Source organism: Maricaulis sp., from assembly GCF_017643475.1.
In the GTDB taxonomy this organism is placed as follows: Bacteria; Pseudomonadota; Alphaproteobacteria; order Caulobacterales; family Maricaulaceae; genus Maricaulis.
In genome coordinates this window covers 129,358-155,374 of sequence record NZ_JAEPNI010000003.1, presented here as the reverse complement: position 1 = coordinate 155,374, position 26,017 = coordinate 129,358, and the positions used below count along the sequence as shown (strand labels likewise).

Annotated in this window: 22 protein-coding genes and 3 tRNA genes; 16 read left to right on the top strand and 9 right to left on the bottom strand. The window is 59.7% G+C overall.

Translation table 11 applies throughout. The annotated features are described in order from the left end of the window. Positions 1–3 precede the first annotated feature (3 nt). Positions 4–1,875: an ABC transporter transmembrane domain-containing protein gene (locus JJ889_RS12180; protein ID WP_291895481.1), complete on the top strand. Its 1,872-nt coding sequence runs from the start codon at positions 4–6 to the stop codon at positions 1,873–1,875. A gap of 7 nt (positions 1,876–1,882) precedes the next feature. Here JJ889_RS12180 and JJ889_RS12175 read toward each other — a convergent pair whose 3' ends face one another. Together JJ889_RS12175 and phaC are read right to left on the bottom strand one after the other, a co-directional pair. Beyond that, entirely contained in the window at positions 1,883–2,767 is an 885-nt protein-coding gene (locus tag JJ889_RS12175; protein WP_291895480.1) for a glycerophosphodiester phosphodiesterase family protein, read from the bottom strand. A gap of 26 nt (positions 2,768–2,793) precedes the next feature. Then, on the bottom strand, positions 2,794–4,674 hold the full coding sequence (gene phaC, locus JJ889_RS12170; RefSeq protein ID WP_291895479.1) for a class I poly(R)-hydroxyalkanoic acid synthase: 1,881 nt from the start codon (positions 4,672–4,674) through the stop codon (positions 2,794–2,796). A gap of 281 nt (positions 4,675–4,955) precedes the next feature. Between phaC and JJ889_RS12165 the strand changes: the two genes are divergently transcribed. The 10 genes from JJ889_RS12165 to JJ889_RS12120 all read left to right on the top strand — a co-directional run bounded on the left by JJ889_RS12165 (position 4,956) and on the right by JJ889_RS12120 (position 10,720). Next, positions 4,956–5,081, top strand: coding sequence for a hypothetical protein (locus JJ889_RS12165; protein WP_291895477.1), 126 nt, complete (start codon positions 4,956–4,958; stop codon positions 5,079–5,081). A gap of 43 nt (positions 5,082–5,124) precedes the next feature. After that, on the top strand, positions 5,125–6,078 hold the full coding sequence (gene glpX, locus JJ889_RS12160; RefSeq protein WP_291895475.1) for a class II fructose-bisphosphatase: 954 nt from the start codon (positions 5,125–5,127) through the stop codon (positions 6,076–6,078). 2 nt (positions 6,079–6,080) lie between these two features. Continuing rightward, positions 6,081–7,895: a single-stranded-DNA-specific exonuclease RecJ gene (gene recJ, locus JJ889_RS12155; RefSeq protein WP_291895473.1), complete on the top strand. Its 1,815-nt coding sequence runs from the start codon at positions 6,081–6,083 to the stop codon at positions 7,893–7,895. 68 nt (positions 7,896–7,963) lie between these two features. Next, positions 7,964–8,038, top strand: a tRNA-Glu gene (locus JJ889_RS12150). Between the two features lie 91 nt (positions 8,039–8,129). Beyond that, positions 8,130–8,630, top strand: coding sequence for a 6-carboxytetrahydropterin synthase (locus JJ889_RS12145; RefSeq protein WP_291895472.1), 501 nt, complete (start codon positions 8,130–8,132; stop codon positions 8,628–8,630). A gap of 393 nt (positions 8,631–9,023) precedes the next feature. Next, positions 9,024–9,548 (top strand): cold-shock protein, encoded by a 525-nt coding sequence (locus JJ889_RS12140; protein WP_291895471.1) that lies wholly within the window; start codon positions 9,024–9,026, stop codon positions 9,546–9,548. 77 nt (positions 9,549–9,625) lie between these two features. Continuing rightward, on the top strand, positions 9,626–10,180 hold the full coding sequence (locus JJ889_RS12135) for a DUF192 domain-containing protein (protein WP_291895469.1): 555 nt from the start codon (positions 9,626–9,628) through the stop codon (positions 10,178–10,180). A 39-nt stretch (positions 10,181–10,219) separates the two neighbouring features. Further along, positions 10,220–10,296: transfer RNA gene (locus tag JJ889_RS12130), tRNA-Pro, on the top strand. 30 nt (positions 10,297–10,326) lie between these two features. Further along, positions 10,327–10,632, top strand: a complete 306-nt coding sequence (locus JJ889_RS12125; protein WP_291895467.1) for an ETC complex I subunit — start codon at positions 10,327–10,329, stop codon at positions 10,630–10,632. 11 nt (positions 10,633–10,643) lie between these two features. Further along, positions 10,644–10,720, top strand: a tRNA-Arg gene (locus tag JJ889_RS12120). Position 10,721: 1 nt separating this feature from the next. Here the strand turns inward: JJ889_RS12120 and metC are convergent. The 3 genes from metC to JJ889_RS12105 are packed head-to-tail and all read right to left on the bottom strand — an operon-like array spanning position 10,722 to position 13,704. Beyond that, positions 10,722–11,879 carry a cystathionine beta-lyase gene (gene metC, locus JJ889_RS12115; protein ID WP_291895464.1) on the bottom strand — a complete coding sequence of 386 codons (1,158 nt, stop codon included), beginning with the start codon at positions 11,877–11,879 and terminating at the stop codon, positions 10,722–10,724. Positions 11,880–11,881: 2 nt separating this feature from the next. Then, positions 11,882–12,718 carry a sulfurtransferase gene (locus JJ889_RS12110; RefSeq protein WP_291895462.1) on the bottom strand — a complete coding sequence of 279 codons (837 nt, stop codon included), beginning with the start codon at positions 12,716–12,718 and terminating at the stop codon, positions 11,882–11,884. Continuing rightward, positions 12,706–13,704 (bottom strand): cysteine synthase A, encoded by a 999-nt coding sequence (locus JJ889_RS12105; RefSeq protein ID WP_291895460.1) that lies wholly within the window; start codon positions 13,702–13,704, stop codon positions 12,706–12,708. The genes JJ889_RS12110 and JJ889_RS12105 overlap by 13 nt, the downstream gene beginning before the upstream one ends. A 77-nt stretch (positions 13,705–13,781) precedes the next feature. Between JJ889_RS12105 and JJ889_RS12100 the strand changes: the two genes are divergently transcribed. Further along, positions 13,782–14,390 (top strand): DUF6134 family protein, encoded by a 609-nt coding sequence (locus JJ889_RS12100; RefSeq protein ID WP_291895458.1) that lies wholly within the window; start codon positions 13,782–13,784, stop codon positions 14,388–14,390. On the opposite strand, the gene JJ889_RS12095 is transcribed toward JJ889_RS12100, so the two are convergent. Then, positions 14,387–15,769 (bottom strand): deoxyribodipyrimidine photo-lyase, encoded by a 1,383-nt coding sequence (locus JJ889_RS12095; protein WP_291895456.1) that lies wholly within the window; start codon positions 15,767–15,769, stop codon positions 14,387–14,389. The two genes, JJ889_RS12100 and JJ889_RS12095, sit on opposite strands and share 4 nt — an antisense overlap. 100 nt (positions 15,770–15,869) lie before the next feature. Here JJ889_RS12095 and kdsA point away from each other — a divergent pair, with 100 nt between their 5' ends. After that, entirely contained in the window at positions 15,870–16,718 is an 849-nt protein-coding gene (gene kdsA / locus JJ889_RS12090; protein WP_291895453.1) for a 3-deoxy-8-phosphooctulonate synthase, read from the top strand. Positions 16,719–16,725: 7 nt separating this feature from the next. Here kdsA and JJ889_RS12085 read toward each other — a convergent pair whose 3' ends face one another. Next, positions 16,726–17,922: a DUF3089 domain-containing protein gene (locus JJ889_RS12085; RefSeq protein WP_291895451.1), complete on the bottom strand. Its 1,197-nt coding sequence runs from the start codon at positions 17,920–17,922 to the stop codon at positions 16,726–16,728. 142 nt (positions 17,923–18,064) lie between these two features. Between JJ889_RS12085 and JJ889_RS12080 the strand changes: the two genes are divergently transcribed. Then, entirely contained in the window at positions 18,065–18,730 is a 666-nt protein-coding gene (locus JJ889_RS12080; RefSeq protein ID WP_291895449.1) for a DUF502 domain-containing protein, read from the top strand. Here JJ889_RS12080 and recG read toward each other — a convergent pair. After that, positions 18,717–20,801 (bottom strand): ATP-dependent DNA helicase RecG, encoded by a 2,085-nt coding sequence (gene recG, locus JJ889_RS12075; RefSeq protein ID WP_291895448.1) that lies wholly within the window; start codon positions 20,799–20,801, stop codon positions 18,717–18,719. The two genes, JJ889_RS12080 and recG, sit on opposite strands and share 14 nt — an antisense overlap. Positions 20,802–20,876: 75 nt before the next feature. Between recG and JJ889_RS12070 the strand changes: the two genes are divergently transcribed. Both JJ889_RS12070 and mfd read left to right on the top strand, forming a co-directional pair. Then, the gene (locus JJ889_RS12070) at positions 20,877–21,170 is read left to right on the top strand and encodes a succinate dehydrogenase assembly factor 2 (RefSeq protein ID WP_291895447.1); all 294 of its coding nucleotides are present in this window, start codon (positions 20,877–20,879) and stop codon (positions 21,168–21,170) included. Positions 21,171–21,179: 9 nt separating this feature from the next. Beyond that, complete coding sequence (mfd, locus tag JJ889_RS12065) at positions 21,180–24,665, top strand: transcription-repair coupling factor (RefSeq protein ID WP_291895446.1); 3,486 nt, start codon at positions 21,180–21,182, stop codon at positions 24,663–24,665. Here mfd and JJ889_RS12060 read toward each other — a convergent pair. Next, positions 24,662–25,978, bottom strand: a complete 1,317-nt coding sequence (locus tag JJ889_RS12060; RefSeq protein WP_291895445.1) for a response regulator — start codon at positions 25,976–25,978, stop codon at positions 24,662–24,664. The two genes, mfd and JJ889_RS12060, sit on opposite strands and share 4 nt — an antisense overlap. Between the last annotated feature and the right edge of the window lie 39 nt (positions 25,979–26,017).

The window sequence follows — 26,017 nt, the reverse complement described above, 5'->3', positions numbered from 1 at the left end:
CAAGTGACTGACACCCCAAATCAACGTGCCCGTGTCGACCAGGATCGCGGATCGAGCTTTGCAACCCAGCTGGAAAACGAACAGGCCAATCGCGAGAAGGGTCGTGAGCTCAAACCGCTCAGCCGCCTCATGCCCTATATCCTTCGATATCCACTGACGCTTTTGCTCTTTGTCATCTTCCTCGGGCTAGCCGCAGCTTTGACACTGGCCTTGCCCGGTGCTTTCCGCCTGGTGGTGGATTGTGGATTTGGCGGTGCGGCGACGTCGGATGTTTGTACCGAACTCCTGCCCAATGCCGAACTGTCGACCTTCTTCCTGGTTGGCATGGGGCTGGCTGTGGTGCTCGGCATGGTCAGTGCGCTGCGCTTCTATTTTATCAGTCGGCTGGGCGAGCGTGTCGTCGCTGACTTGCGAAAAAACGTCTTCAACCACCTGCTGAGCCTCAGCCCGGGTTTCTATGTCAGCACACGAACCGGTGAAGTGCTGTCGCGTCTGACGACGGACACCACGCTGATCCAGACCGTTGTCGGTTCGTCTGTTTCCGTGGCGATTCGAACGGTGGTGACGACCGGCGGGGCACTGGCCTTGATGGTGGTTGTGAACTGGCAACTCTCCCTGATGGTGCTGGCTCTTGGGCCAGTAATACTGGGCCCGATCATGATGTTTGGTCGCCGGGTGCAACGTTTCTCCCGTGACAGCCAGGACACGCTGGCTGAGGCGTCTGCGAGAGCCAGCGAAAGCCTTTCGGCCATTGAAACTGTCCAGGCTTTTACCCGTGAATCCCAGGAGCGGGCGCGTTTCGGGGCTTCGGTGGAAACCAATTTCCAGGCCTCGCTGCGCCGGATCCGCACACGGTCCTATATGACGGCGATTATCTTTTCGGTGGTTCTGGCGGGATTGATGGCGGTGTTGTGGTTCGGTGCGACCCAGGTTCAATCGGGCGCTATCACGCCTGGCGCGATGACGCAGTTTGTCATGTATGCCTTTGTCGCCGTTTCGGGTGTCGGCATGCTGACGGAGACCTATGCCGAGGTCATGCGAGCCGCAGGCGCCACTGAAAGGCTGATGGAATTGCTGTCCGCCGACACCGATATCGAGGCACCGGAAAAACCGAAGGCCCTGCCTGAAGACGTGAGCGGCGCGATCAGATTCGATGGCGTTACCTTCGCCTATCCGGCGAGACCGGAAGATGACGTTCTGCACGATGTTTCACTGAACGTATCACCGGGGGAAACCATAGCCCTGGTCGGGCCATCGGGCGCCGGCAAGAGTACAATTTTCCAGCTTCTGCTTCGTCTTTACGATCCGGCCACCGGCGGTGTGAGCCTGGACGGGGTGGATATCCGCGATCTCGACCCGGTCGAGCTGCGAGGGGCCCTGGCGATCGTTCAACAAAATGCGCCGCTCTTCTCGGGCAGTGTGGCGGACAACATTCTCTTCGGGCGCCCTGAAGCGTCGCGGGGCGAGGTGATCGCCGCTGCGAAGGCGGCCAATGCCCACGACTTTATCATGGCGCTCCCGAAGGGCTATGACACCCAGCTCGGAGAAAATGCCAGCACGCTTTCGGGTGGTCAGCGCCAGCGCCTGGCGATTGCGCGCGCCATCCTGCGGGATGCGCCCGTGCTTCTGCTCGATGAGGCGACCAGTGCGCTGGACAGTGAAAGCGAACAGGTCATACAGCAGGCGTTTGAACGCGTGTCGCGTGACCGTACAACGCTGGTGATCGCCCACCGCCTGGCTACGGTTCGCGAAGCTGACCGCATCGTCGTGATGGAAAACGGCCGTGTTGTTGACCAGGGCACGCACGCGGAATTGCTGGAACGTGGTGGTCTGTACGCGCGTTACATCGAGCTGCAGTTCGGGGAGCGTCAATGACGCTCCACTAGCCTGCAGCCGTGCGGCAGGTTTCGATCTGCGGGTCCAGCGCAGCCCGGCCGCCCAGGGCGCGGGACCCGGTCAACACATCGTCGATCGAGAGGACTTCCACGCCGGTCGCGGCAGCATTGGTGTAAAGCGCTGTTTCGCCGTTTTCGAGCGGGAAGAGACCGGCGGCCGCTTCCAAACCCTGTGTCGCTAGGGCGGCATCCTGATCGGCATCCGGCTCACCGACGCCCAGCCAGAGATAGACATTGTCCAGATTGACACCGGCGTCTGCCAGTTCCTGCGGGCGGTTCGGTGCAGAAAGGACGAGGTCAGGATTGAGCGAATGCAAAAGCGCTGCATCCTCAACGGTGTAGGCGATGACGATCACTTCATTCTCGGCATTATTGGCCGCAATGGCCTCGACAAGTGTCTGTTCCGAGACGTTCTTCAGGTCGAGATTGAGATATACCCCCGCTTCACGGGCAGCGAGGATCGTGTCCTCGAAAGTCGGGACGGTTTCGTCCAATACCTGCCCGTCCGGATCCACCAGGTTGAGTGTGGAGATATAACTCCACGCCGTTTCGCGGATCTCGCCCGTGCCGGTCGTGGTGCGGTCCAGCGTCCAGTCATGCATCAGATAGAGCTGGCCGTCCGAGCTCTCGGCAACATCGACCTCGGCGTATAGAACGCCCAGTTCCGCATTGCGCCGGATGGAGGCGATGGCGTTTTCCGCATAACCCGGACCAAAACCGGCCCGGTGAGCGGCCAGCATGGTGAAACCGTTCTCCCTCACACATTCCAGCACGCGAGCCTGATAGGACATGGTCGGCGCTTCAGGGGTGCAGGCAGAAGCAAGAGCCAGCAGGCTGGACGCGGACGCGATCGTGAAGAGGCGGTTTTTCATCGGAACAACTCGATATCTGGTTGGAACTAGTCGGCAGTTTGTGGCTTCGGGCTGGCCTTTTCCTCATCGGAGCGAACAAGCACATTGCGACCGGGAGCCGGACGGATCGCGGCGAGATTGCCGTCACCGGGCGTACGCGCCGGGACGTCTTCGCAGGAGCGTTCATAGAGCCACTCGCGCCAGTCCAGCCACCAGGAGCCCGGATGTTCGACCGCGCCGGCGATCCAGTCATCCACGGTTTCCGGCAATTCGTCATTGGTCCAGTGCTGGTACTTGTTTGCGTCCGGATGATTGATGACGCCGGCAATATGCCCGGAGCCGGCCATCATGTAGCGCACCGGTCCGCCGAAACGCTTGGCGCCCTTGTAGACGGACGGGTAGGGGGCGATGTGATCATCGCGCGAGGCCTGCATGTAGATCGGGGTCTGTACAGCGCCGAGATCGAGCGGCGCATCCCCAAAACTCAGCTCGCCCTTCGCAAGACGGTTATTGCGGTACATGTTGTCGAGATACCAGAGGTGCAGCGCCTTGGGCATGCGGGTCTGGTCGGCATTCCAGAACAGGAGATCGAAGGCCTGAGGCTGTCGACCCAGCAGATAATTGTTGATGGTGAAGGACCAGACGAGATCGTTCGAGCGCAACAGGTTGAACGTATCCGCCATGGTGCGCCCGTCCAGCACACCGCCCTGGGCATCCATCAGGCGCTCGATCTCCTTCATCCACTCTTCGTCGATGAAGATGAGCAAGTCGCCAGCGAGTTCGAAATCTGTCTGTGCAGCAAAGAAAGTCGCTGAAGCGATGCGGTCCGGCTGGTCAGTGGCTTGGAGATAAGCCAGCGTGCTCGCCAGCAGTGTTCCGCCGACGCAATATCCGACCGTGTTGACGGAGGTCTCGCCTGTGGCTTCCTCCACGGCATCAATCGCGGCCAGCAGGCCCTGATGCATGTAGTCCTCGAAGGTCTTGTCCTTGAGTTCGGGGCCCGGGTTGACCCAGGAGATCAGGAAGACGGTGAAGCCTTGCTTGGTCAGCCAGCGGATCATGGAATTCTTTTCTCGCAGGTCGAGAATGTAGAATTTGTTGATCCAGGGCGGAGCGATCAGCAGAGGCCGCTTTTTCACTGTCTCGGTCGTTGGCGCGTACTGGATCAGCTCGATGATGTCGTTTTCGAACACGACCTCACCGGGCGTGGTGGCCAGATCCTGTCCAACCTTGAAACCCTCCATGTCCGTCTGCGTCAGGGCGAGGCGACCGTGACCCTTTTCAAGGTCCGCCATCAGGTTCTTCAGCCCGCGCGTGAGATTCTCGCCACGCGATTGCATGGTCTCGCGGATAACATCCGGATTGGTCAGGGCGAAATTCGTCGGTGCCAGGGCGTCTGTCATCTGCTTGGTCAGGAACTCGACCTTGCGTTTGGTCTTGTCGTCGACACCGTCCACGCCGTGCACAAGGCCCATCAGGAAATGCTGGTTGAGCAGATAGGATTGCTTGATCGCGTCAAAAACCGGATTCTCGTTCCAGTCCTTTGAGCGCCAGCGTTTGTCACCGGCCTCCGGCTTGATCGCAGCCTGTTCATCTCCGGTGACAACACGCTTGGTAGTATTCGTCCACAGGTCCAGATAACCCTTCATGAGGTCGGCTTGGGCCTGCATGACCAGTTCCGGTTGGGAAATGATCTGGCTCCAGACCTCTCCGAATTCAGGCGCGGAATGGAAAGGGTCTGCCTGTGGCAGGACCGGATCGCCTTCCAGGGCTTTGGCCACGACCTCGGACATCAGCTTCTGCGACTTCAACGAAGCCTGCATCAGATTGCGCGAGACATGGTCAAGTGTTTCGAGATCTTTCTCGGTCCACTCGGTCCAATTGCCGCCGGGAAAAGCTGAGTTGTCCTGATTGTCCTTACTCGACATGGGAAATCCTTGAGATCGGGGATTGGAACATGGGCGAGAGACGGTATAGAAGATCACAAGCGCGTCCTGCGCGAGGAGATATCATGAACCGCCTAATAGGTATCCTGTTTTTTTGTCTTGCCTGCTCTGCGTGTGCGTCTGTTGAAATGCCGCAGGCACGTGTGGAGGAGCCTGACTGGATTACAGAAAGACGTGCGGAATACCTTGCATCCTCCGAAACCCCTGTTAGCGTTAACGCAACAAGAGCTGATAACAGCATTCGGTATGAGAACGAAGCTCAGATGAATGAAGTGCTCGAAAAGCGCGAGGAACTGCTGGAGCAGGCCCGCGCGCTGGACGGGGATGACAGGCTGAGCACGGAAGACTTCATCGAGGCGGGCCGGGAACGGACCTCTCCGCCGCAATAACACTCGGACATCCCGGCGCGACCCGGGGCAGGAGACTTAGAGAATGAGCGACACCAAGGCGCTGAGCAATCTTGCAATGGATGCGGTCAAGGCCGCAGAAGCCGCAGCCCGGGCCGCGTACGACTGGATTGGTCGTGGCGAAAAGGAAAGTGCTGATCAGGCTGCCGTAGACGCGCTCCGTACGGGTCTTAATGCGATGGCCATGAAAGGCCGCATCGTGATCGGCGAGGGCGAGCGTGACGAGGCGCCCATGCTCTTTATCGGTGAGGAAGTCGGCACAGGTGAAGGCCCGGAGATCGATATCGCGCTCGACCCGTTGGAGGGAACTTCGCTGACGGCTAAGAACATGCCGAACGCGCTGGCTGTGCTGTCACTAAGCCTTCGCGGGGGGCTGTTGCATGCGCCGGATACCTATATGGACAAGATCGCTGTTGGTCCGGGTCTACCGGCCGGAGTTGTCGATCTGGATGCGAAGCCCGAAGACAATGTTCTCGCTCTGGCCAAGGCCAAGGGTGTTGATCCCAGCGAAATCACGGTCTGTATTCTCGAGCGTCCGCGTCACCAGTATATTGTTGACGGTGTGAAATCCGTCGGTGGTCGCGTTCGCATGATCCCGGATGGTGATGTCGCCGGCGCCATGGGAGCGGCCGGGCTGGGTACCAATGTCGATATGTATATCGGCCAGGGCGGCGCTCCTGAAGGGGTGCTCGCGGCGTCGGCGCTTCGCTCCATCGGCGGTCAAATGCAGGCGCGCCTGGTCTTCCGCAATGATGAGGAGCGCGCGCGAGCCGAGCGTGTCGGTGTCACCGATTTTGATCGCAAGTACGATCTGTCCGAACTGGCTGCGAGCCATTGCCTGTTCGTGGCAACCGGTGTGACGGACGGCGACCTCGTGAAAGGTGTCAGCAAGTCCGGCGGTATTGTTTCTTCCGAGACACTCGTCCTTGATTCTGCCGACCATTCCGTCCGCCGTATCCGCACCGACCTGCCGCTTTAGGCATGGAAAAGACGCACCGGGACGAAACCTCTCATTCTGGCGGTGCCGTCCTGGGTGTCGAGCGGTCCGTGCTCGGCAAGTCTTGGTATGGGTACAATGCCAGTGACGAGACAGTCAGCACGATCGTGCGCCAGCACCGCCTACCGGAGTTGCTGGCGCGCATCCTGGCGGGCAGGGGGCATGAGGCGAGCGATGTTGCCGGCTATCTCAATCCCCGACTGAAAGACAGTTTTCCCGACCCAAGCTCCTTCAGGGACATGGATGAGGCCGCGGCGCTGATTTGGGACGCTATTGAGAGCGGGACCCGGGTTGCGGTGTTCGCTGACTATGATGTGGACGGGGCGACTTCTGCCTCGCAATTACTTGGCTGGGCTCGCGCCGTGGACCAGGCGTGGAGCTTTTACGTTCCAGACCGTGTCGACGAGGGATATGGCCCCAACACCGAGGCCTTCCAGCGCTTGCAGGATCAGGGCGTAGAGCTTGTTATCACGGTCGACTGTGGTGCCGCTGCACATGCGCCGCTCGAAGCGGCTGCCGCCATGGGCCTGTCGGTGATCGTGGTGGATCACCATTTGATGGATGAGCGTTTCCCGCCCGCCGATGCACTCATCAACCCGAACCGGCCCGATGACACGTCTGGCTGTGGCCACCTGGCTGCAGCAGGTGTGTGTTTTGTCCTGCTCGCCGCCCTGAACCGCGAGGGACGTCGACGCGGGGCATTCGAGGGGCGGGACGAGCCCGATGTTCTCTCCTTCCTGGATCTGGCGGCACTGGGCACGATATGTGATGTGGTGCCCTTGCATGGCATCAATCGTGCCCTGGTCGCGCAGGGGCTCAAGGTGATGAGTGGATGGAAGCGCCCGGGCCTGAAAGCGCTTGCGGATATCGCCTCCGTCGAAGGCGAGGCCAGTACCTATCATGCGGGTTTTGTTCTCGGGCCGCGGATCAATGCCGGTGGTCGGGTCGGACAGTCACAGCTGGGCACTCGGCTGCTTTCCGGCACAGATGAAGATGACCTCGCCGGTATCGCCGCTGAACTCGACCGGTTCAATCGAGAGCGCAGGGAAATCGAATCGCGTGTGCTCGACGAAGCCATGGCCCAGGTCCAAGGGCAGGCGGCTGCCCGCTCGATTCTAGTTGCGGCCGGGGATGGCTGGCACCCTGGCGTGATTGGGGTGGTTGCGGGGCGCATCAAGGAGCGTTTCGACAAGCCTGCGATCGTTATAGGCATTGATCGCTCCAGCTCGCCAGCCCTTGGCAAGGGGTCTGGGCGATCTGTAGAGGGGGTCAATCTGGGCGGTGCCATTGCAGCAGCGCGCGAGGCCGGCCTGTTGCTGGCAGGCGGTGGTCACGCCATGGCCGGTGGTTTGAGTGTGGAAGCTGATGCGATCAACGCGCTGGTGAGTTTCCTCGACGACCGCCTTGCCCCCGAGCTGGCGCAGGCGCACGAGGCACGCAGGCTGAGGGTGGACACACTGGTCTCTGCCAGTGGCGTCTCGCTGGACCTTGTCGAACATATTGCCAGCCTGGCTCCCTTCGGGCAGGGCAATCCGGAGCCGCGGGTTGTCGTTCCGGAGCTGCGTGTCTCCTTCGCCAAGCGTGTGGGCACGGATCATGTGCGCGCCAGCTTCACGGCGGCGGACGGTACCCAGGTGCAGGCCATATGCTTTCGTTGCGCAGACAATCCCCTGGGAGAGACACTTCTGGCGGCAGGAGACGGGTTTTGGCACGTGCTGGGCCGTGTTAAGATAAATGAATGGCAGGGCCGCAAAACGGTCCAGCTGCAGGTCGAGGACATGGCTGCTGCATTAAGCTGAGGTTTTTCAGCAGAAGGTGCTTGCAACCCGGTCCAAGCTTTTTTATACGACCGCTCTCACATCGCTGCGCTCCCTTCGTCTATCGGTTAGGACGCCAGGTTTTCAACCTGGAAAGAGGGGTTCGATTCCCCTAGGGAGTGCCAACGATGTGGATTTTACCCCTCCATGCCTGATATTCAGACCTGCCCCTGTGTTGAACCCACAGGGTGAGGGCTTTGCAATCGGATCACGACCATGGCGCATCTTTCGACCAAGACCTACGGCAATGAACGCGGGCTGTCCTGCACGTCCCGGCAGTGGGCTGCGGAGAGCGATTGTCACTTGCTGCACGGCTATTCATTCGGCTTCCATTTCGTGTTCGCTGCAGAGCAGCTGGACAAGCGGGGCTGGGTGCTGGATTTCGGGAAGGGTGGTTTCGGGCAGATCCGCGACTGGCTGCATGAAATGTTCGATCACACGCTTCTGGTCGCAAAGGATGATCCGGAACGCGAAGCGCTGGTCGCGCTGGGCGAACGCGGCATTGCGAGAGTTCGGGTGGTTGAGGGCACGAGTTGTGAGCGCGTCGCAGAAATGACCTTCCACAAGGCCAATGAGATCGTGCAGACCTTGACCAAAGGTCGATGCTGGGTTGAGTCGGTGGAGTGTTCAGAACACGGCTCCAATAGTGGAATTTACCGATCCACCGAAGCACAGGTTCGACTGATTGAAGCAGACAGGCTGAGAAATAACCTCTGAAGCGAATAGAGAGCGATTCTTCTGCAAGCTTCGATTCGCGTTAGCGATACAATCGCCTGGATTACATACCCTCGCAGGTGCAAAATTTGCGTTCTACACTCGCCGAAAAGGTGAAAATTAACGAACGCGCCTCCCCACGGTGTGACTTTTCCACAGAAATCACTCGCCTGAGAGGAGAAAAAAGCAGATGACCGAAAGTTCATGCAACTCGCACCTTATAGGGGGGTGAACAGTGCTCACTCACCACATATTGTGTTAATGGTGCTGAGAATGGCTCTCAGTCTCTATATGTAGCGGATGCAAAATGCAACAGAATGGGTGATTCACCTTCTCTTAACATTTGAAATTGTGTAGAACTATTCGCTCGAGGGTTGTCTAAGCGAGCAAAAAGTTATGGTTCTAGCTCATGAAGTTTTCGACGACGCGGAAGTGCTTCGTCTCGAGGGTCGCGTGAAATGGTATGATCCGGCGCGCGGTTATGGTTTCATTGATGCGGTAGACGGGCAGGGCGATATCCTGCTCCATGCGAGTTGTCTCCGACGATACGGACAAGGTCCGGCTCTTCCCAATGCGACAATTGTTTGCAAAGCGGTCAAGGGTGCCAAAGGGCGCCAGGCGATCGAGATTGTCGAAATGACGGGAGGCGACGCCGAAGCTCCGGTTCGTCCACGACGTTTTCATCCCGGCACCGCGTCCTCAGCTCCTTTCTGCAATGCTGTAGTCAAATGGTTTGATGCGCTGCGTGGATATGGCTTCGTCACCTGTGACGAGGTTGAGGGGGATGTCTTCCTGCACGCGGCGACGCTGCGACGGGCAGGTCTAGACGAGGTCCAGCCGGGTGAGAGTCTGCAGGTCCGTTGCGTAGAAGGGCCGAAGGGCGCTTTGGCGGCGGAAATCAAAAACGTGGCACACGCCTGATCTTTTGCTGCAATGCGCGGTGAATTGCGCGCATCGAATGATTGCGTTGGCCGGTAAGCCCGGATAGCGTGCCGACCATGCGCATTCTGATCTCATCCCTTCTTGTCTCGGCCTTTGCTGGCGCTGCTGCCGCACAGGTTGATCCGTCCGCCCAGGACACCGTCATAGAATTTGGCGGCCCTGAGAGCGTCATCATCGCCACTGCTGAAAACGAGCACGAATTTGTGGTCGAACTGGCCGAAACGCCGGAACAGATGCAGCGTGGCCTGATGTGGCGAGAGACGCTGGATCCGGGCGCAGGCATGCTGTTCCGCTATGATCCGGTTCGTCCGGCGTCCATGTGGATGGAAAACACACTCATTGCCCTGGATATCGTCTACGTTGACGAAGATGGCGTGATCGAGAAGATCATCGCCTATGCCCAGCCGCAATCGCGCCGCAGTCTGAGTGCTGACACGGATGTCGCAGGCGTGCTCGAACTGGCAGCCGGTCGCACGGTTGATCTGGAAATCCGTCCGGGCGACATCGTTCGACACCGCTTCTTCGACAACACTGAAACGATCGCTGAAGAAGCTGTTGACGAGGCTGCCGAAACCGAGACTGCAGAGGAAACGGTTTCTGACACTCAGTAGGCTTGCCTTAAGAGCCGACCGCTTACATAAGGGCAATAACGGGGCGTAGCGCAGTCTGGTAGCGCACCTGGTTTGGGACCAGGGGGTCGCAAGTTCGAATCTTGCCGCCCCGACCATTGTCGGAACCCGTCCGAGGGGAGAGCTGAATGTTTGCGAAGATCTACCGTCCGACCAAGAATGCAATGCAATCCGGTCGCGGCAAACTCAATACATGGCTTCTCGAATTCACGCCGTCCATGGCGCGCAGACCCGATCCGCTGATGGGGTGGACCTCGACGAAAGACACCAAGACCCAGGTCCGTCTCAAGTTCGACAACAAGGATGACGCGATTGCCTATGCCAAGCGCCAGGGCATTCCCTTCCAGGTCAGCGAGCCACAGCAGGCCAAGCGCTATGTGAAGTCCTATGCGGAGAATTTCTCCGCGGACCGCAAACAGCCCTGGTCTCACTAGTCCCTGAATGTGCCTCCGTAGCTCAACCGGATAGAGCGCCCGCCTTCTAAGCGGATGGTTGCAGGTTCGAGTCCTGCCGGGGGCGCCACTCAGCTGTGCGCTGCAACCGCGGCAAATCCCTTTTCAAGATCCATGATCAGATCCTCCGGGGCCTCCATACCAATGGCCAGGCGGATCAATGCGCCGTCATGTCTGGCCTCGGTGGCTGAGCGACGGATCTGCGGATCGCAATGGATGGCGAGACTCTCAAAACCGCCCCAGGAATATCCGATCCCGAAAATTTCCATCGCATCGAGGAATATCTCACTGTCAGCCACGCTCCAGCCTGGAAGCTCGAAAGAAAACAGCCCAGCGCTTCCGGTGAAGTCCCGCCTGAAGAGATGGTGTTGGGGATGATCGCTGCGGGCGGGATGACGGATGGCACCGACTTCGGCGCGCGCGGATAACCAGTCTGCTATGTCAAGCGAGCTGGTCGCGCTGCGCTGCATCCGAAGTTCGAGCGTGCGCAGCCCTCGAACCGCCAGGTAGGCGTCATCCGGCGCAGCGTAAAAACCCATGCCCCGTTCAGTGGTTTGCAGTCGTTGGCCAACTGCCTCGGTGCGGGCCACGACAGCCCCCAGCATTACGTCGGAATGCCCGGCGACGTATTTTGTGAGGGCCTGCGCAGCCAGATCGATACCGATTTCAAGCGGCTTGAGCGTGAGGCCGGCGCTCCAGGTGTCGTCGATGATCGTGGTGACGCCCTTGTCCTGGGCGATACGGGCAATCGCTTCCAGGTCTTGCAATTCCATGGTCAGCGAACCCGGGCTTTCCAACAAAATCGCCTGGACGTCACCATCCAAGTGATCGCCTATTTCGTCAGTGATATCAGGTGCTACGAAGCGGGTCTGAATTCCATATCTCGGCGCGATATTCCGAAGGAAGCTGCGCACGGGGCCGTAGATATTGTCTGCTGCCAGCACGGTTCCGCCGGCCTCGACCACGGTCAGGATGGAGAGGATGTTGGCCTGGAGGCCTGAGCTGGTCAGGGCACAGAAGCTGCCACCCTGCAGATCCTGAATCGCTTCACGCAAAGCCTGCTGCGCGGCCAGACCGACCCGGCCATAATGCGGCCGTCCGGGCGGGGCGTCATAGAGTTCGCCAGCGCTTGGCGCAAGAACGGTGGAGCCGCGTTCGATGGCCGGATTGACCAGACCTGTTTCATGGGCAGGCCGACCGATGCGGGTCAGGCGCGTGGCGTCTTTCATGGTCAAGCTCCGGTGCCGGTTTCGACAGGAAGGTCATCGCGGCTGCCCCATTGCGACCACGACCCGTCATAAACCCGTGAATGCACGCCCTTTTCCTCAAGAGCAAGCGTCAGGATACACGCCGTGACACCGGAACCACATGTGGTAATGACCGGCTTGCTGTCGCCGGCAAGGAAACTGGGCGGGAGCTTGTTCACATCAAGGGCGCCGGTTTCATCCATCAGTTCGCCGAAAAAAAAGTTGGTGGCGCCGGGCATATGGCCGGGACGCATGCCGGGGCGGGGCTCCGCACCGGACCCGGAGAAGCGTTGCGGGCTGCGGGCATCGAGTATTCTGTGATCACGCGCGTCGACGGCCGATTTCATGGCTTTAATGGAAGCGATCCGCCTATCGTCCAGCTGCGCCTGGTAATTGGCGGGCCCCGCAGGCCGTGCCAGCGCGTCAGCGCTCGGTCCACCCGCGGTCATCCAGGCCGACATACCGCCATTGAGGACTGTAATATTCGCGTGCCCCATAGTCTTGAACATCCACCACACACGCGGAGCCGTGAAAACGCCCATCCTGTCATAAACCACGAGGCGGGTGTTGGTGGAGATTCCAAGGGCGCCAACCAGATGTCCGAAATCTCCGGCTGTCGGCAGGGTGTGAGGGAGGCTGGAATGAGCGTCTGCGATCTTGTCGATATCGAAGCCGATCGCGCCTTCGACGACCTGGTCCGTAAGTGGCTGCGGGCCACCGGGATAGGTCCAGGTTGCGTCCAGGAACAGCGTGTTGTCCTCGCCGTAAAAAGCGAGCGCGGCCTCAGCGGAGACGAGGTTGGGAAGCGTCAGCTCAGCCATGACGGGACCGGCAGCTCTTTTTCACGCAGGAAATCGGGGTTGAAGAGTTTCGACTGATACCGCGATCCATGATCGCACAAGATGGTCACGATGGTATGGCCCGGCCCGAGATCGCGGGCCAGTCGCATCGCTCCGGCGATATTTACGCCAGCAGAACCTCCAAGGCACAGACCTTCTTCCTGAACCAGATCGAAGAGGATCGGGAGCGCCTCATGGTCGGAAATCCGGTAGGCATGGTCGACGGCCACATCTTCCAGATTGGCTGTAATGCGGCTCTGGCCGATGCCTTCGGTAATCGAAGTTCCATCCGCCGCGAGTTCGCCGTTGGCGTAATAGCCGTAGAGTGCGGCCCCGCCCGGGTCAGCGATACCGATCCGGATGTTCTTGTTCAGCGCTTTCAGTCCGCGCGAAACACCGCCCAGCGTGCCGCCCGACCCGACCGCGCAGATAAAGCCGTCCAGCTCGCCGTCGGTCTGATCCCAGATTTCCTGTGCCGTCGTTTCTGCATGAAAATCACGATTGGCCTGATTGTCGAACTGATTGGCCCAGATGGCGCCATTGGGTTCGCTTTCATTGAGCTCTTGCGCCAGCTGACCGGAATAACGCGCATAGTGAGCAGGATTGGAATAGGGCACCGCATCGACTTCGATCAGCTCGGCCCCGAGCAGGCGGATCGCGTCCTTCTTTTCCTTGGACTGGGTGCGCGGGAAGACGATCACGACCCTGTAACCCAGCGCGGCGCCCACCATGGCAAGGCCGATGCCGGTATTACCGGCGGTGCCTTCCACAATTGTCCCGCCGGGTTTGAGGGCTCCGGACTTTTCGGCGGCGCGTATAATCCCCAGCGCTGCGCGATCCTTGATCGAACCGCCCGGATTTAGGAATTCGGCCTTGCCGAGAATGGTACAGCCGGTCGCTTCGGACGCCTTGTTCAGGCGCAAAAGCGGCGTGTTGCCGATCAGGTCAATAACGGAGGTCGCGGTCATCAAAATCTCCCTGGATGAAGTCTGCATATAGGTGTTTTCAACGTGATCCAAATAGGCAGGAACTGCGTAATCTAGGTATGAGCATTCTTAGCCAGATACCCGTCATAGCTGCTGCCGTCGGCCTGTCGTCCGCGGAGGCTGAAACACCTGCAGATATTCGTTTCGAGGTCTACCGCAACAATTCACGCATGGGTGAACACGCGGTTGCGTTTTCAAGGACAGAGGCCGGTGATTTGCGAGTCGATGTTGATATCGATCTGGCGGTTCGCCTCGGACCCATCCCGGTGTTTCGTTACCAGCACGACGCGACGGAGTATTGGCGAGACGGTCAGCTCATCGCCATCCAGGCCGCCACATTCAGCGATGGAGAATGGAGCCGCTGGCAAGCCGCTCTGAATGACACAGATGGTGTGCCGCTAGCCGAGTTGCCGCCGTCCAGCCATTGGACACGCTATGATCCTGCGACAGTGGCCATCCTGAATACTGAAACCGGTGAGGCCATGCCGGTTGAAATCGTGTCGCTGGGTCTGGAAGCGTTTCCCACTTCAGCCGGAAGTGTTCAGGCAGAGCGCATTCGCATGACAGGCACGCTGACAGTTGATCTCTGGTACGATGCTGACGGCAACTGGGTGGGATGTGAATTTGAGGCTCGTGGCCAGCGAATTCGCTATGTCCGGGTCGGCTAGGACGGCAGTGATTTAAACGCCTCAAGCGCCCAGTTGCGGCGTTCCTTCAGATCAATAATCTCATCCGGGTAGGTACCAAAGCCTTGCGCGTGCTCCGGAACATAACGTCGGACATATGTCCCCCTGGGGTCGAATTTTTCTGCCTGGGCGAGAGGATTGAATATCCGGAAGTAGGGAGCTGCATCGGCGCCTGATCCGGCAACCCATTGCCATGATGCTGCGTTCACCAGTGTGTCCGCATCGACGAGCGTGTCCTCAAACCAGCGCATGCCCTGCTGCCAGTGGATGCCCAGGTGCTTGACGAGAAAGGATGCCGTGATCATCCGGACACGATTATGCATCCAGCCGGTTTGCCAGAGTTGACGCATGCCGGCATCGACAATGGGGAAACCCGTTTCACCTCGAGTCCAGGACCGGAATGCTGCCGAATCCTCCCGCCAGGGGAAATTGTCGAATTTGGCGTTGAAGTTCTCGTTACGCAGATCCCCAAAATGCCAGAAGAGATAGTAGGCGAAGTCACGCCAGCCGAGCTCCGCCTGGAACTTTTCGATTGCTCTTGCGGATACGCCATTCACCTCGGCTTCGAGGCAGGCCTGCCAGACTGTGCGCGCTGACAGTTCGCCATGGGCCAGGCAAGGCGAAAGCCGAGAGGTGGTATCCAGATCAGGCCGATCGCGCTCTTCGGGATATCTGCCAAGGTCCTCGGACGTAAACTCAGCCAGGCGTGCCAGGGCATTTCGCTCACCGGGCTTCCAGGCAGCGCCGAACCCGGCCGCCCAGTTCGGTTCGGCCGGGCACAGATTCCAGCTGTCCAAATCCTCGCCTTCAGGCTGTTCGTCATGGACGCGCAATGTCTCCGGAGCGGGCAGGGCACGTTCATGGCCGAGTGTCGGCTGCGCTGCCCGCCAAAAGGCCGAAAAGACCCTGAACGGATCTCCTTGCTTGTTGCGGATGGTGTCCAGCTGGGTCAGTGTCGTCGAGCGGAAGACCCTCGGCTGACAGCCCATTTCGATCAATCGGTGGGCCAGGTGCCGGTCACGCTCATCAATCCAGGGAATTTCCGTCTGGTTCCAGAACAGCTCCGCGACATTGAACTTCCGGACGAGGTGAGGGAGCAGGACAGAGGCTTCGCCGCTCAACAGGTGCAGTGTCGCGCCGAGCCGGGCGAGTTCCCTGGAGTGGGCCTTCAGTGAGTGATGCAGCCACCAATTGCTGGCTGCCCCGGGCGACAGGCTTACGCTCTGAAAGGCTTCCTTGATGTAGATGCAGATCAGTGGCCGACCGGAACGCACGGCGGCATGCAGTGCCGGGTGATCGGTGAGGCGCAGATCTCGTCCGAACCAGACGATTGCCGGTTGTGTGGCTTCAGCTGTTGCCATGTTTGTCGCCAATGTTGATAAGAACACTAGCTTGTACGTTCATGTTTCCGGCTTGGATCATGAGCGTATCAAAGGCGTTATACGTTGACTGGAGAACAACATGAGCGAGCAGAATTCCACGATTCGCGTTCCGCGTCCGGGTCAGGATGCGATCGAGATCGCAAATGACAAACGCCTGGTCATGATTGCAGGACCGTGCCAGCTGGAAAGCCGTGAGCATGGCCTTGAGGTGTCCGCACAGCTGCGCGAGATCGCCGACCGTCTGGATGTTGGCATCATCTACAAAACCTCTTTTGACAAGGCCAATCGGACCAGCGCCTCCGCGCAGCGCGGTGTTGGCCTGGAAGCGGCTCTGCCGATTTTTCAGGAAATTCGCGAGACAAGCGGTTTGCCGGTGCTGACAGACGTTCACACCGCCGAGCAGTGTAAGATTGCCGCCGAGGCGGTCGATGTATTGCAAATCCCGGCCTTCCTTTGCCGCCAGACGGATCTGCTGCTTGCAGCAGCCAAGACGGGCAAGCCGATCAATATCAAGAAGGGCCAGTTCCTGGCGCCTTGGGATATGAAAAACGTCCTCGCCAAGGTTACCAGCGCGGGCAATCCAAATGTGATGTCCTGTGAGCGTGGTGCCAGTTTCGGCTACAATACGCTGGTGACGGATATGCGGTCCCTGCCGATCATGGCCGGGTTCGGTGCTCCGGTCGTGTTCGACGCGACCCACTCGGTACAGCAGCCGGGAGGTCAGGGCACGTCGTCTGGCGGCCAGCGCGAGTTTGTTCCGCATCTGGCGCGAGGCGCAGTCTCGATCGGCGTTGCCGCCGTGTTCATGGAAACCCATCCTGATCCGGACAATGCGCCGTCAGACGGTCCGAACATGGTTCCGCTGAATGAGTTTGAAGGTCTGGTCGCGCGACTGCTTGAATATGATCAGTTGACCAAGGGCTATTGAGCCGGGCTTAGAAACGGCGGCGGTCGGGGATCGGGATAACCGGAGCTTCCTCGACAGCTTCCGGATCTTCAAGGGGCGGTGCCCAGCGCCGCTCCTCTTCCAGAATCGTTGTCACGATCATGCTGCGACGCGCCGCATCCAGGCGCAGATCCTCGTAGAATAGATTGAACGGCGCGTAGAGGAAATCCTCCGCGATGCGGGAGGGTCTGCGTAACAGGCGCGATTCCGGACGTTCGATCAGCAACACGCCATCCGCACATTGCGCTCCGGTCTGCATGGGTAGCGGCGCAGGATTGGCATCGGCCGAAAACCCTGTCGCCGAAGCACCGCCGCGATGCATCCGTGCCGACGCATACTGGTTGGAGGGCGCCGCCAGCAGAGGATTCGTGCACAAAAGTCGCCGTTCCTCGACGAAATCCAGCTCCCCGCGGTGCGTCCAGCTCATGGATCGTTCAGTGAGTATACGTAAGCGGCGTATCTCGTCTTCCTCGGCATAGGAAAAGGAATAGATACACCGCACATCCTCAGGCGTATCGCAGGCGGGGATGTTTGCAAGCGGGCCCTCGAACAGATCCAGCGGGACAGGCGCGTCCAGGACATAGGCCGCGGAAAGTCTCGCCGTCAGAGCCTCATCCTGAGCGATGACGTCCATCGTGACGCGCAGCGCATGTAATCCACCCTGGCCGACACCGGCAATGATGATCGGGCGCTCTTCACCGACGTCGAGCAAGAATTGCCGGAACGCGGCTTCAACATCATGATAGGCAAATTCACGGGCAAGAACGCTGTCCTCACGATTGTTCATGAAAGTGTAGAGTGAGGCCTGCCGATAGCGCGGAACAAATAGCTCGCCGGAATCGGCAAATGGAGCCGCATAGTTGGGAATGACGACATGTTCGACTTCCGCATTGGCACTATATTTGTCCAGCTTGGCATTCCAATCGGCCCCGCCGGAATAAGTGGTGGGGTGGACGAAGAATACCGCTGGCGTCGAGTTGTCTTCGAAGCTTCCACGGATGAACCAGGCCTCCGCGCTGGCGTACACCGGCGCTGGCGGAGGTGTATAGGTCTGGTAGGGTTCACCCGGGTCTTGAAATGTCTGGAAGACTTGTTCGCGCAGCAACCACGCCGCCGCTCCGGTCAGGAGTACGGTGGCGGTGATGATTGTCACGACAATCCAGCGGGCGATGCGAAATGAACTCACGACCTCTCACTCCGAAACGAGTCGCTCCATGATCGCGGTCTCGCGCGGCATGTGCAACCGATTGGCGAGCGAGACGACATGTCCTATGCTCGCAAAGTTCGATAATACCCCCCGGTTATCGCGTGTCTCGGGATTTCAATGAATGTTACGCTGGTTACGCAACAGCTTTCTGACGGGAATCGTCATCGCCACGCCGCTGGGTGTGACGGCACTGCTGATCATTTCCTTTGTCGGTTATGTGGATCGGGTTGTGAAACCCATGATTCCGGCCCGCTATAATCCGGAAACCTATCTGCCCGGTGATTTTACCATTCCGGGACTGGGTGTTGCTATTGCAGTGGTCCTGCTGACAGCACTGGGTGCATTGGCAGCAAATATCTTCGGTCGTTCCATCATCCAGGTCGGCGAACGCCTGCTTGAAAGCGTGCCCCTTGTCCGCAATGTCTATGGTGCTCTGAAACAGATCGTTGAGACCGTGTTTTCCGGTAAGCAGAATTCCTTCAAGGAAGTCGTGTTGACCGAATACCCGATGAAGGGGCTCTATGTTGTCGCATTTGTTTCCGCGGAGGGTAACTCCACCCTGAAGGAAAAGATCGCCGATGACGTGATCGGCCTCTTTGTACCCACGACACCCAATCCGACTTCTGGTTTTCTGCTCTACACCTCACGGGCCAACACCATCCCGGTTGACATGTCGGTTGAGGAGGCGGCGAAGCTGATAATCTCTTTTGGCATGGTCACGCCGGACAAATTGCCCAGCGACGTTCAGGAGAGCCTGCCGGACGAGGTCAAGCCTAGCCAGACTTGAGAAGGCGGATACCGGTATCCTGTTCAAAGAGGTAGAGCAGCGTCCGCAGGGCTTCGCCTTTTTCACCCTCCAGCTGTGGATTGCTCTCCACGATGAGCCGCGCATAGTCATTGGCCACTGGGATCAGGTCCGCATGCGCCTCGATATCGGCCAGGCGATAATCGGGCAGGCCGCTCTGGCGCAGGCCGAGCGGATCGCCGGCACCACGAAGGCGCCAGTCCTCCTCGGCAATGGCAAAGCCATCATCCGTCTCGCGCATCATCTCCAGCCGGGCGCGCGCCGTTTCGCCCAGCGGCCCCTTGTAGAGCAGCATGCAGGATGATTCCCGGTCACCCCGGCCGACACGCCCGCGCAGCTGGTGCAACTGGGCCAGCCCGAAGCGTTCGGCATGTTCGATGATCATGATGGTCGCGTCCGGTGCATCAACACCAACCTCAATGACCGTTGTAGCCACAAGGATATCGATTTCGCCGGCCCGGAAGCTGGCAGCGATGCGCTCCTTCTCTTCCGCCTTCATACGCCCGTGCAAAAGCCCGATCCGGTCATCGCCGAGTGCCGCGCGCAGATGTCGCCAGCGATCCTCTGCTGCTGATAGTTCCGACACCTCGCTTTCCTCGACCAGCGGGCAGACCCAGTAGACCCGCTCGCCCTTCGCCACAGCACGGCGCACGCCTTCAACCATCTCGCCAACACGGTCCATCGATACTAGGCGGGTTGTTGGCGGTTTCCGGCCGGCGGGTTTTTCATCGAGCTTGGACACATCCATGTCACCATAGACCGCCAGGGCCAGCGTGCGGGGTATGGGGGTGGCCGTCATGGCCAGCGTTTCGGGGCGATATCCCTTGGACGCCAGGCGCATACGATCTGACACACCAAACCTGTGCTGCTCGTCTATAACCACGAGGCCCAGGTCGCTGAACGAGACATCATCCTGGAAGAGGGCATGTGTTCCGCACACGACCATGGCGTCTCCCGATGCGATCTTCTCCAGCAGGGCCTTTCGAGACTTGCCCTTGTCCCGTCCCGTCAGGGTGATGACCTCGATGCCGACCGGTTCCAGCAATGCGGCGATGGTCTTGTGGTGCTGGCGCGCGAGAATTTCGGTAGGTGCCATGATGGCGGACTGGGCGCCGGCTTCAGCGACATGTGCGGCCGCCATGGCGGCCACGAACGTCTTGCCCGCTCCAACATCGCCGTGCAGTAGGCGTGTCATGCGCTCGGGCTGTTCCAGATCGCCGCGGATATCGCAATGGGCGCGTTCCTGGGCCCCGGTGGGCTTGAAGGGCGCGTGCTCAAGCATGGTCGCTACGTAACGGCCGTCCACCTTCATTTCCCGTCCGGCAACACGTTTGCGCTGGGCCCTGACCAGCTGCAAGGCCAGTTGTCGCGCCGTGAGTTCGTCAAAAGCCAGGCGTGAGCGCTCCGGCGTGTCCGGCGAGAGGCCTTCCGCGTCTTCCGGCCGATGCAGGCCGCGCAAGGCGTCCGTGAAGTCCGGCCAGTTATATTTCTGTTTCAGACCGGTATCGCACCATTCCGGAAAGCCCGGCAGGAGCGTCAGTGCCCCGTCCACGGCCTTGCGAACCGTTTTGGCCGTAAGGCCAGCTGTCAGTGGATAGACAGTTTCCAGTAGTGGCGTGGTTTCCGCCTCTTCCTCTGTGATCACCAGGTCGGGGTGAACCATCTGGATCTCTGATCCAAAACGCTCGATCTTGCCCGATACGATCCGAGTTTCCCCCTCGGGCAGCAGTTTCTTGAGGTAGTCGCCGCGCGCATGGAAGAAGACCAGGTGCAGGAAACCGGTCTGGTCGTACATGCGAACCTTGTAGGGCTGGCCCTTGCGACGCCCGGGAATATGCGTTTCGACGGTGGCCTGGAGCGTGATGATCTGGTCTTCCGGCGCGTCTGCAACGCTGGTCTTGTAACGTCGGTCAATCAAGCTGGATGGTTTGAGAAACAGCACGTCCTTGACACGCGGGCCCGAGACCTTGCCAAGCAGTGCCGCCAGCCGCGGGCCGATACCGGGCAGGGCGGTTAGGTCCTGGAAGAGCGGAAAGAGAATCTCTGGGCGCATTGATCGCGAGTGTAGCGCTTGATTTCACACAGACCAGTGGTCGACGAGAGGCTCGAGCCGCACTATATGCACGCCATGACCGAAAGCACTGACATCAAGCGCAAGAAACTGCGTATCCGCGCCTGGCGACGTGGCTTCAAGGAAGCCGACTTGATCCTGGGACGATACGCTGACGCCAATCTGGACACGATGAGGGATGATGAGGTTGTCCTGTTTGAGCAATTGCTCGAGCAGGAGGATCAGGACATCTATGGCTGGATCATTGGTCGTGAACCGGTGCCGGAGGCGTTTCGCAACTCTGTCATGACCGCCCTGCAGGCCTTCAAAGTAGAAGATGATGCGCAATACGGCGACGGGCCGCGCATCTAAGAGACGAATATGACGGATCTTGATCTGATCGCCCGGGCGAGCGGAACGGCGCGTGTCTGTGGCGCGCCGGAAGGCCTCGATGCGCTGGTTTTTGCCGACGCAGCGCGTCTGCGCGGCGGTTTGAATGTCTTCATTGCCCGTGACGATTCGCGGGCGGCGGCGTTTGCGACGGCGCTTGAGTTCTTTGCTCCCGATCTGGAAATGCTGCGCCTGCCAGCCTGGGATTGCCAGCCCTATGACCGGATCTCGCCGTCACCGCGGCTCGCGGCCCGCCGTGCTGCTGCCCTGGCAAGCCTGGCCAATCATGATGGCAAGGAAAGCCTGCTGGTCGTCACCACCATCAACGCGATGGCCCAGCGGTGTCCGCCGAAAACCGTGCTGGCCGGGTCCCGCATCCAGCTGAAGCCGGGTCAGAGCGTGGATAATGACGCGCTTCTGCATCATTTCACCTCCAACGGATACGCAAGAGCCGCCACGGTGATGGAGCCAGGTGATTTTGCTGTGCGCGGTGGTGTGATCGATGTCTTCCCGCCAGACAGTGAGGAGCCGGTCCGTCTCGACTTTTTCGGGGACAGCCTGGAGAGCATCCGCACCTTTGATCCGGAAACCCAGCGCTCACAGAAACAGTTGAACGCCATCGAGTTCACGCCGGTCAGCGAAGTCATCATCGACGAGACGTCCATCTCGCTCTACCGCGGTGGTTTCGTGAAAAGTTTCGGTGCAGTTCAGCGGGATGACCCGGTTTATCAGGCCGTGAGCGAAGGCGCGCGCCCTGCCGGTGTCGAACACTGGTTGCCGCTTTTTTATCCCGAAGTGGTCACGGCTTTTTCTTATCTGCCTGAGAACACACTCGTCGGCGTGGATGCGCTGGCGCATGAAGCCTTCGATGAGCGTGTCGAGCAGGTAAAGGACTATTTCGATGCTCGCCAGCTGGCGGCGGATGCGTCCCACAGTTCCAGCCTGTCCGCCTCGACCTATCGCGCGCTGGAACCCGATGCGCTTTATCTCACCCGGGCAGACTGGGACGCAGCCCTGGCAGACCGGGCCGTGCGCAACTTCACCAGTTTTGTGGAGCCGGGCGCCAATACGGTTGATGCCGGGGGCAAGCAGGGGCGGGTTTTCGCTGCGGAGCGTGCAGCGGAAAACACCAATGTGTTCGATGCCACCGCGAAACATGTTCTCGAGCTCAACAAGACCGGAAAACAGGTCCTTCTCGCCTCCTGGAGCCTTGGTGCGTCCGAGCGTATGGCCAGTGTGCTCGGTGATCACGGGCTCAAGAATATCAAGCTGTCCGACAACTGGCAGGATGCATCGTCCGGACCGAAAATCGGTCGGGTTGTTCTGCCGATTGAACGAGGGTTCGAAACCGAGAGCCTGGTGGTCATTTCCGAGCAGGACATCCTCGGCGACCGCCTCGCCCGTCCGCGCAAACGCAAGAAAACCGCTGATGTTATCGTGGAGGCGGGCAGCCTCGCACCTGGAGATCTGGTGATCCATGCCGATCACGGCCTTTCGCGTTTCATCGGCTTGAAAACACTACCGGTCCAGGATGCTCCGCACGACTGTATAGAGTTGGAATATGCCGGCGGATCAAAGCTCTATCTGCCGGTCGAGAATATTGAGCTGCTTTCGCGTTATGGCGCAGAGGCCGAAAATGCCCAGCTCGACAAGCTGGGTGGCGTCGCCTGGCAGGCGCGCAAGGCCAAGGCCAAGAAACGTCTGCGCGACATGGCGGATGAACTGATCAAGATCGCTGCCCAGCGGCTGTCACGCAAGGCGACGGTCATTGACGGTTCCGGTGGCATGTATGACGAATTCTGCTCGGCCTTTCCCTACGCGGAGACAGATGACCAGCTCAACGCGCTGGACGATGTGCTGGGCGACCTGACCAAGGGGCGCCCGATGGACCGCCTGATCTGCGGTGATGTTGGGTTCGGCAAGACCGAAGTGGCGTTGCGGGCGGCCTTTGTGGTGGCGATGAGCGGGCAGCAGGTTGCTGTGGTGGCTCCAACCACCTTGCTGGCGCGCCAGCATTTCAAGACGTTCTCGGAACGATTCCGTGGCTGGCCGGTGAAGGTTCGGCAATTGTCACGCCTGGTGGGGGCAAAGGAAGCCAAGGCGACCCGGGAAGAATTGCGCGACGGCAAGGTCGAGATCGTCATCGGCACGCACGCTCTGCTCGCCAAGACAGTCAAGTTCAATGATCTGGGCCTGCTGGTGGTAGACGAGGAACAGAATTTCGGCGTCAAGCACAAGGAAACGCTCAAGGCACTGCGAGCAGATGTGCATGTCATGACGCTGACCGCGACACCGATCCCGCGAACGCTGCAGCTGGCCCTGACCGGGATCCGGGACCTATCCATCATCGCCACGCCGCCGGTCGACCGACTGGCCGTGCGCACCTATGTGACGCCGTTCGATTCTGTCACTGTGCGCGAGGCCCTGCTACGGGAGAAGTATCGCGGCGGACAGGCTTTCTTTGTTGTGCCGCGAATTTCCGACCTGGATGATATCGCCAGCTTCATGCGCGAGAGTGTGCCGGAAGTGTCCTTCGTGATTGCGCATGGTCAGATGGCCGCCGGTCAGCTGGAAGACATCATGACGGCCTTTTATGAGGGCCGGTATGACGTCCTGCTTTCCACGACGATTGTTGAATCAGGAATTGATATCCCGACCGCCAACACGCTTGTCATTCACCGTGCGGATCGGTTTGGCCTGGCCCAGCTCTACCAGCTGCGGGGCCGGGTCGGTCGCTCCAAGACACGTGCCTACGCCTATTTCACAACATCCGCCAATCGCAAGCTGACCGATGGCGCGGAACGGCGTCTCAAGGTCCTGCAATCCCTCGATTCACTTGGTGCCGGATTCAGCCTGGCGTCGCACGATCTCGATTTGCGAGGTGGCGGCAATCTTCTGGGCGAGGAACAGTCCGGTCATATCAAGGATGTGGGCGTCGAGCTTTATCAGTCCATGCTCGAGGAGGCCGTTGCTTCACTGCGCGGTGAGGGACAGGATGAGGATGACGGTGAATGGTCACCGCAGATCAATGCCGGCGGTGCGGTGCTTATCCCGGAAGACTATATCCCGGATCTGGATGTGCGCCTGCAGCTCTATCGCCGCCTGTCTTCGCTGGAGGACAAGGCCGCACGCGAAGGGTTCGCCGCGGAGCTGATCGACCGTTTCGGACCGCTTCCCAAGGAAGTCGAAACATTGATGCGGGTGGTCGCCGTGAAAATGCTCTGCAAGCGCGCAGGCGTGGAAAAAGTGGATGCCGGTCCCAAGGGTGCCGTCATTCATTTCCGCAAGGACCGTTTCATCGACCCGCCATCTCTCATCGCCCACATCAGTGCCAATCCGGGGCTGTTCAAGGCACGCCCGGATCACAAGCTTGTGCTGCGCGCAGGCTGGGATGAGCCGGAAGATCGGTTGCGGGCGATCGAAAAATCGATGACGCCTCTGGCTGAGATCGCTGACCGGGCGCGTGAAGCGGGCTAGGCCCGAGCGGCAAAGGCATTACGGGATTGCAGCTGGCGAATACCGCGTTCGATCATGCCTTCAGCGGTCTCGGCCGGGCGAGGCATGATGCACTCCGAGCGCACGTGCAGCCTGAAGGGGTGCAAGGGGTCCTCGCTCTCGAATGCCGTGCATTCAGCGATGGCAGAGACCCGAGCCGCGACAGCGGAGACACCTTCTTCTTCGGTAAACGGCAGCAAGGCCAGGAAAGTATCGGCATTCACCCGGCAGGCTGCATCCTCGCTGCGCAGGAGGTGGCGCAACATGGCGGCGAACTGACGGCGGGCTTTTTCAGCAGAGAGATCATCCGGGCGTTCGATTCCCTCGGGCAGGTCTGTGTTCAGGATCAGGGCGCTGAAACTGACTTCACCGCGATCATGATCATTGATCATGTCCTGCAGGTGCGAGGTCAGAAAACCGGCGTGGAAAAGGCCGGTATCGATATCCAGCGTGCGCGGTTCACGGCATGCTTCCAGTGCCGCCTTGGCGTCGCGCCTGCGCCGACGTTCCGCGGTCAGCGTCAGGATGCGGTCGCGCATCTCTTGATCCGATGTCTGAGCACTGATGATATCGGACACGCCGCGGGCAAACGCCTCGTCGGCCGTTTCGTGATTGGTGTCTCGTGTCAGCAAGAGAACCGGTGTGTGATAGAGGCGGGCATTGCGGCGCATGGCCGAGCTGATTGTGAACGCCGCATCCGCCTTGTCGTTGGCATTGAGAACCACGGCGTCAAAGCTGCGCTCGTGCAGATAGTCAAAGGCCGAATAGGAGGAGAAGGCGGCGACCACCTCGACATTGTCAGCTTCCATTATGTGCTGGAGACTCATGAAGCGAGGCGAGGCATCCCCGACATATAGCACGGAGCTGCGCGCTTCCGGCCGGGCGACGAGTTCGGGCCTTTCGCCATAAAGTGCGTTGACACTGGCGCGGCGCTTGGCAATGGCTTCCATCGAGTGCAAGCGGAAGAGGGATCGTGCTCGCGCAGCGACCTGGGCCGGTAGCGCCGGTTCAGGCACCCAGGCATCGACCGCATCAATCTCGGCCAGCGAGGACGGGCCGATCGCGATGATCGGGCGATCACCAAGGGCAAAACTTTCCAGCGCTTTGCGATGGGCATCAAACTCTTCCGGATCCGCCGCGAAGATCACGCCGCACGCAAAGGCACGGCTGGTCGCGGACTGGGGTGTGTCGGAACGCACGATGCGTACGCGCATCGCGAGTTTTTCCATCGCGTTGGCAAGTTCCCCCGTTTGATCCGCTGGACCAATCAGCAGGACGTCGAGTTCACGCCCCATTTGTCCCCCTGGCGTCCGCATCCACACAATCCTGTTTCT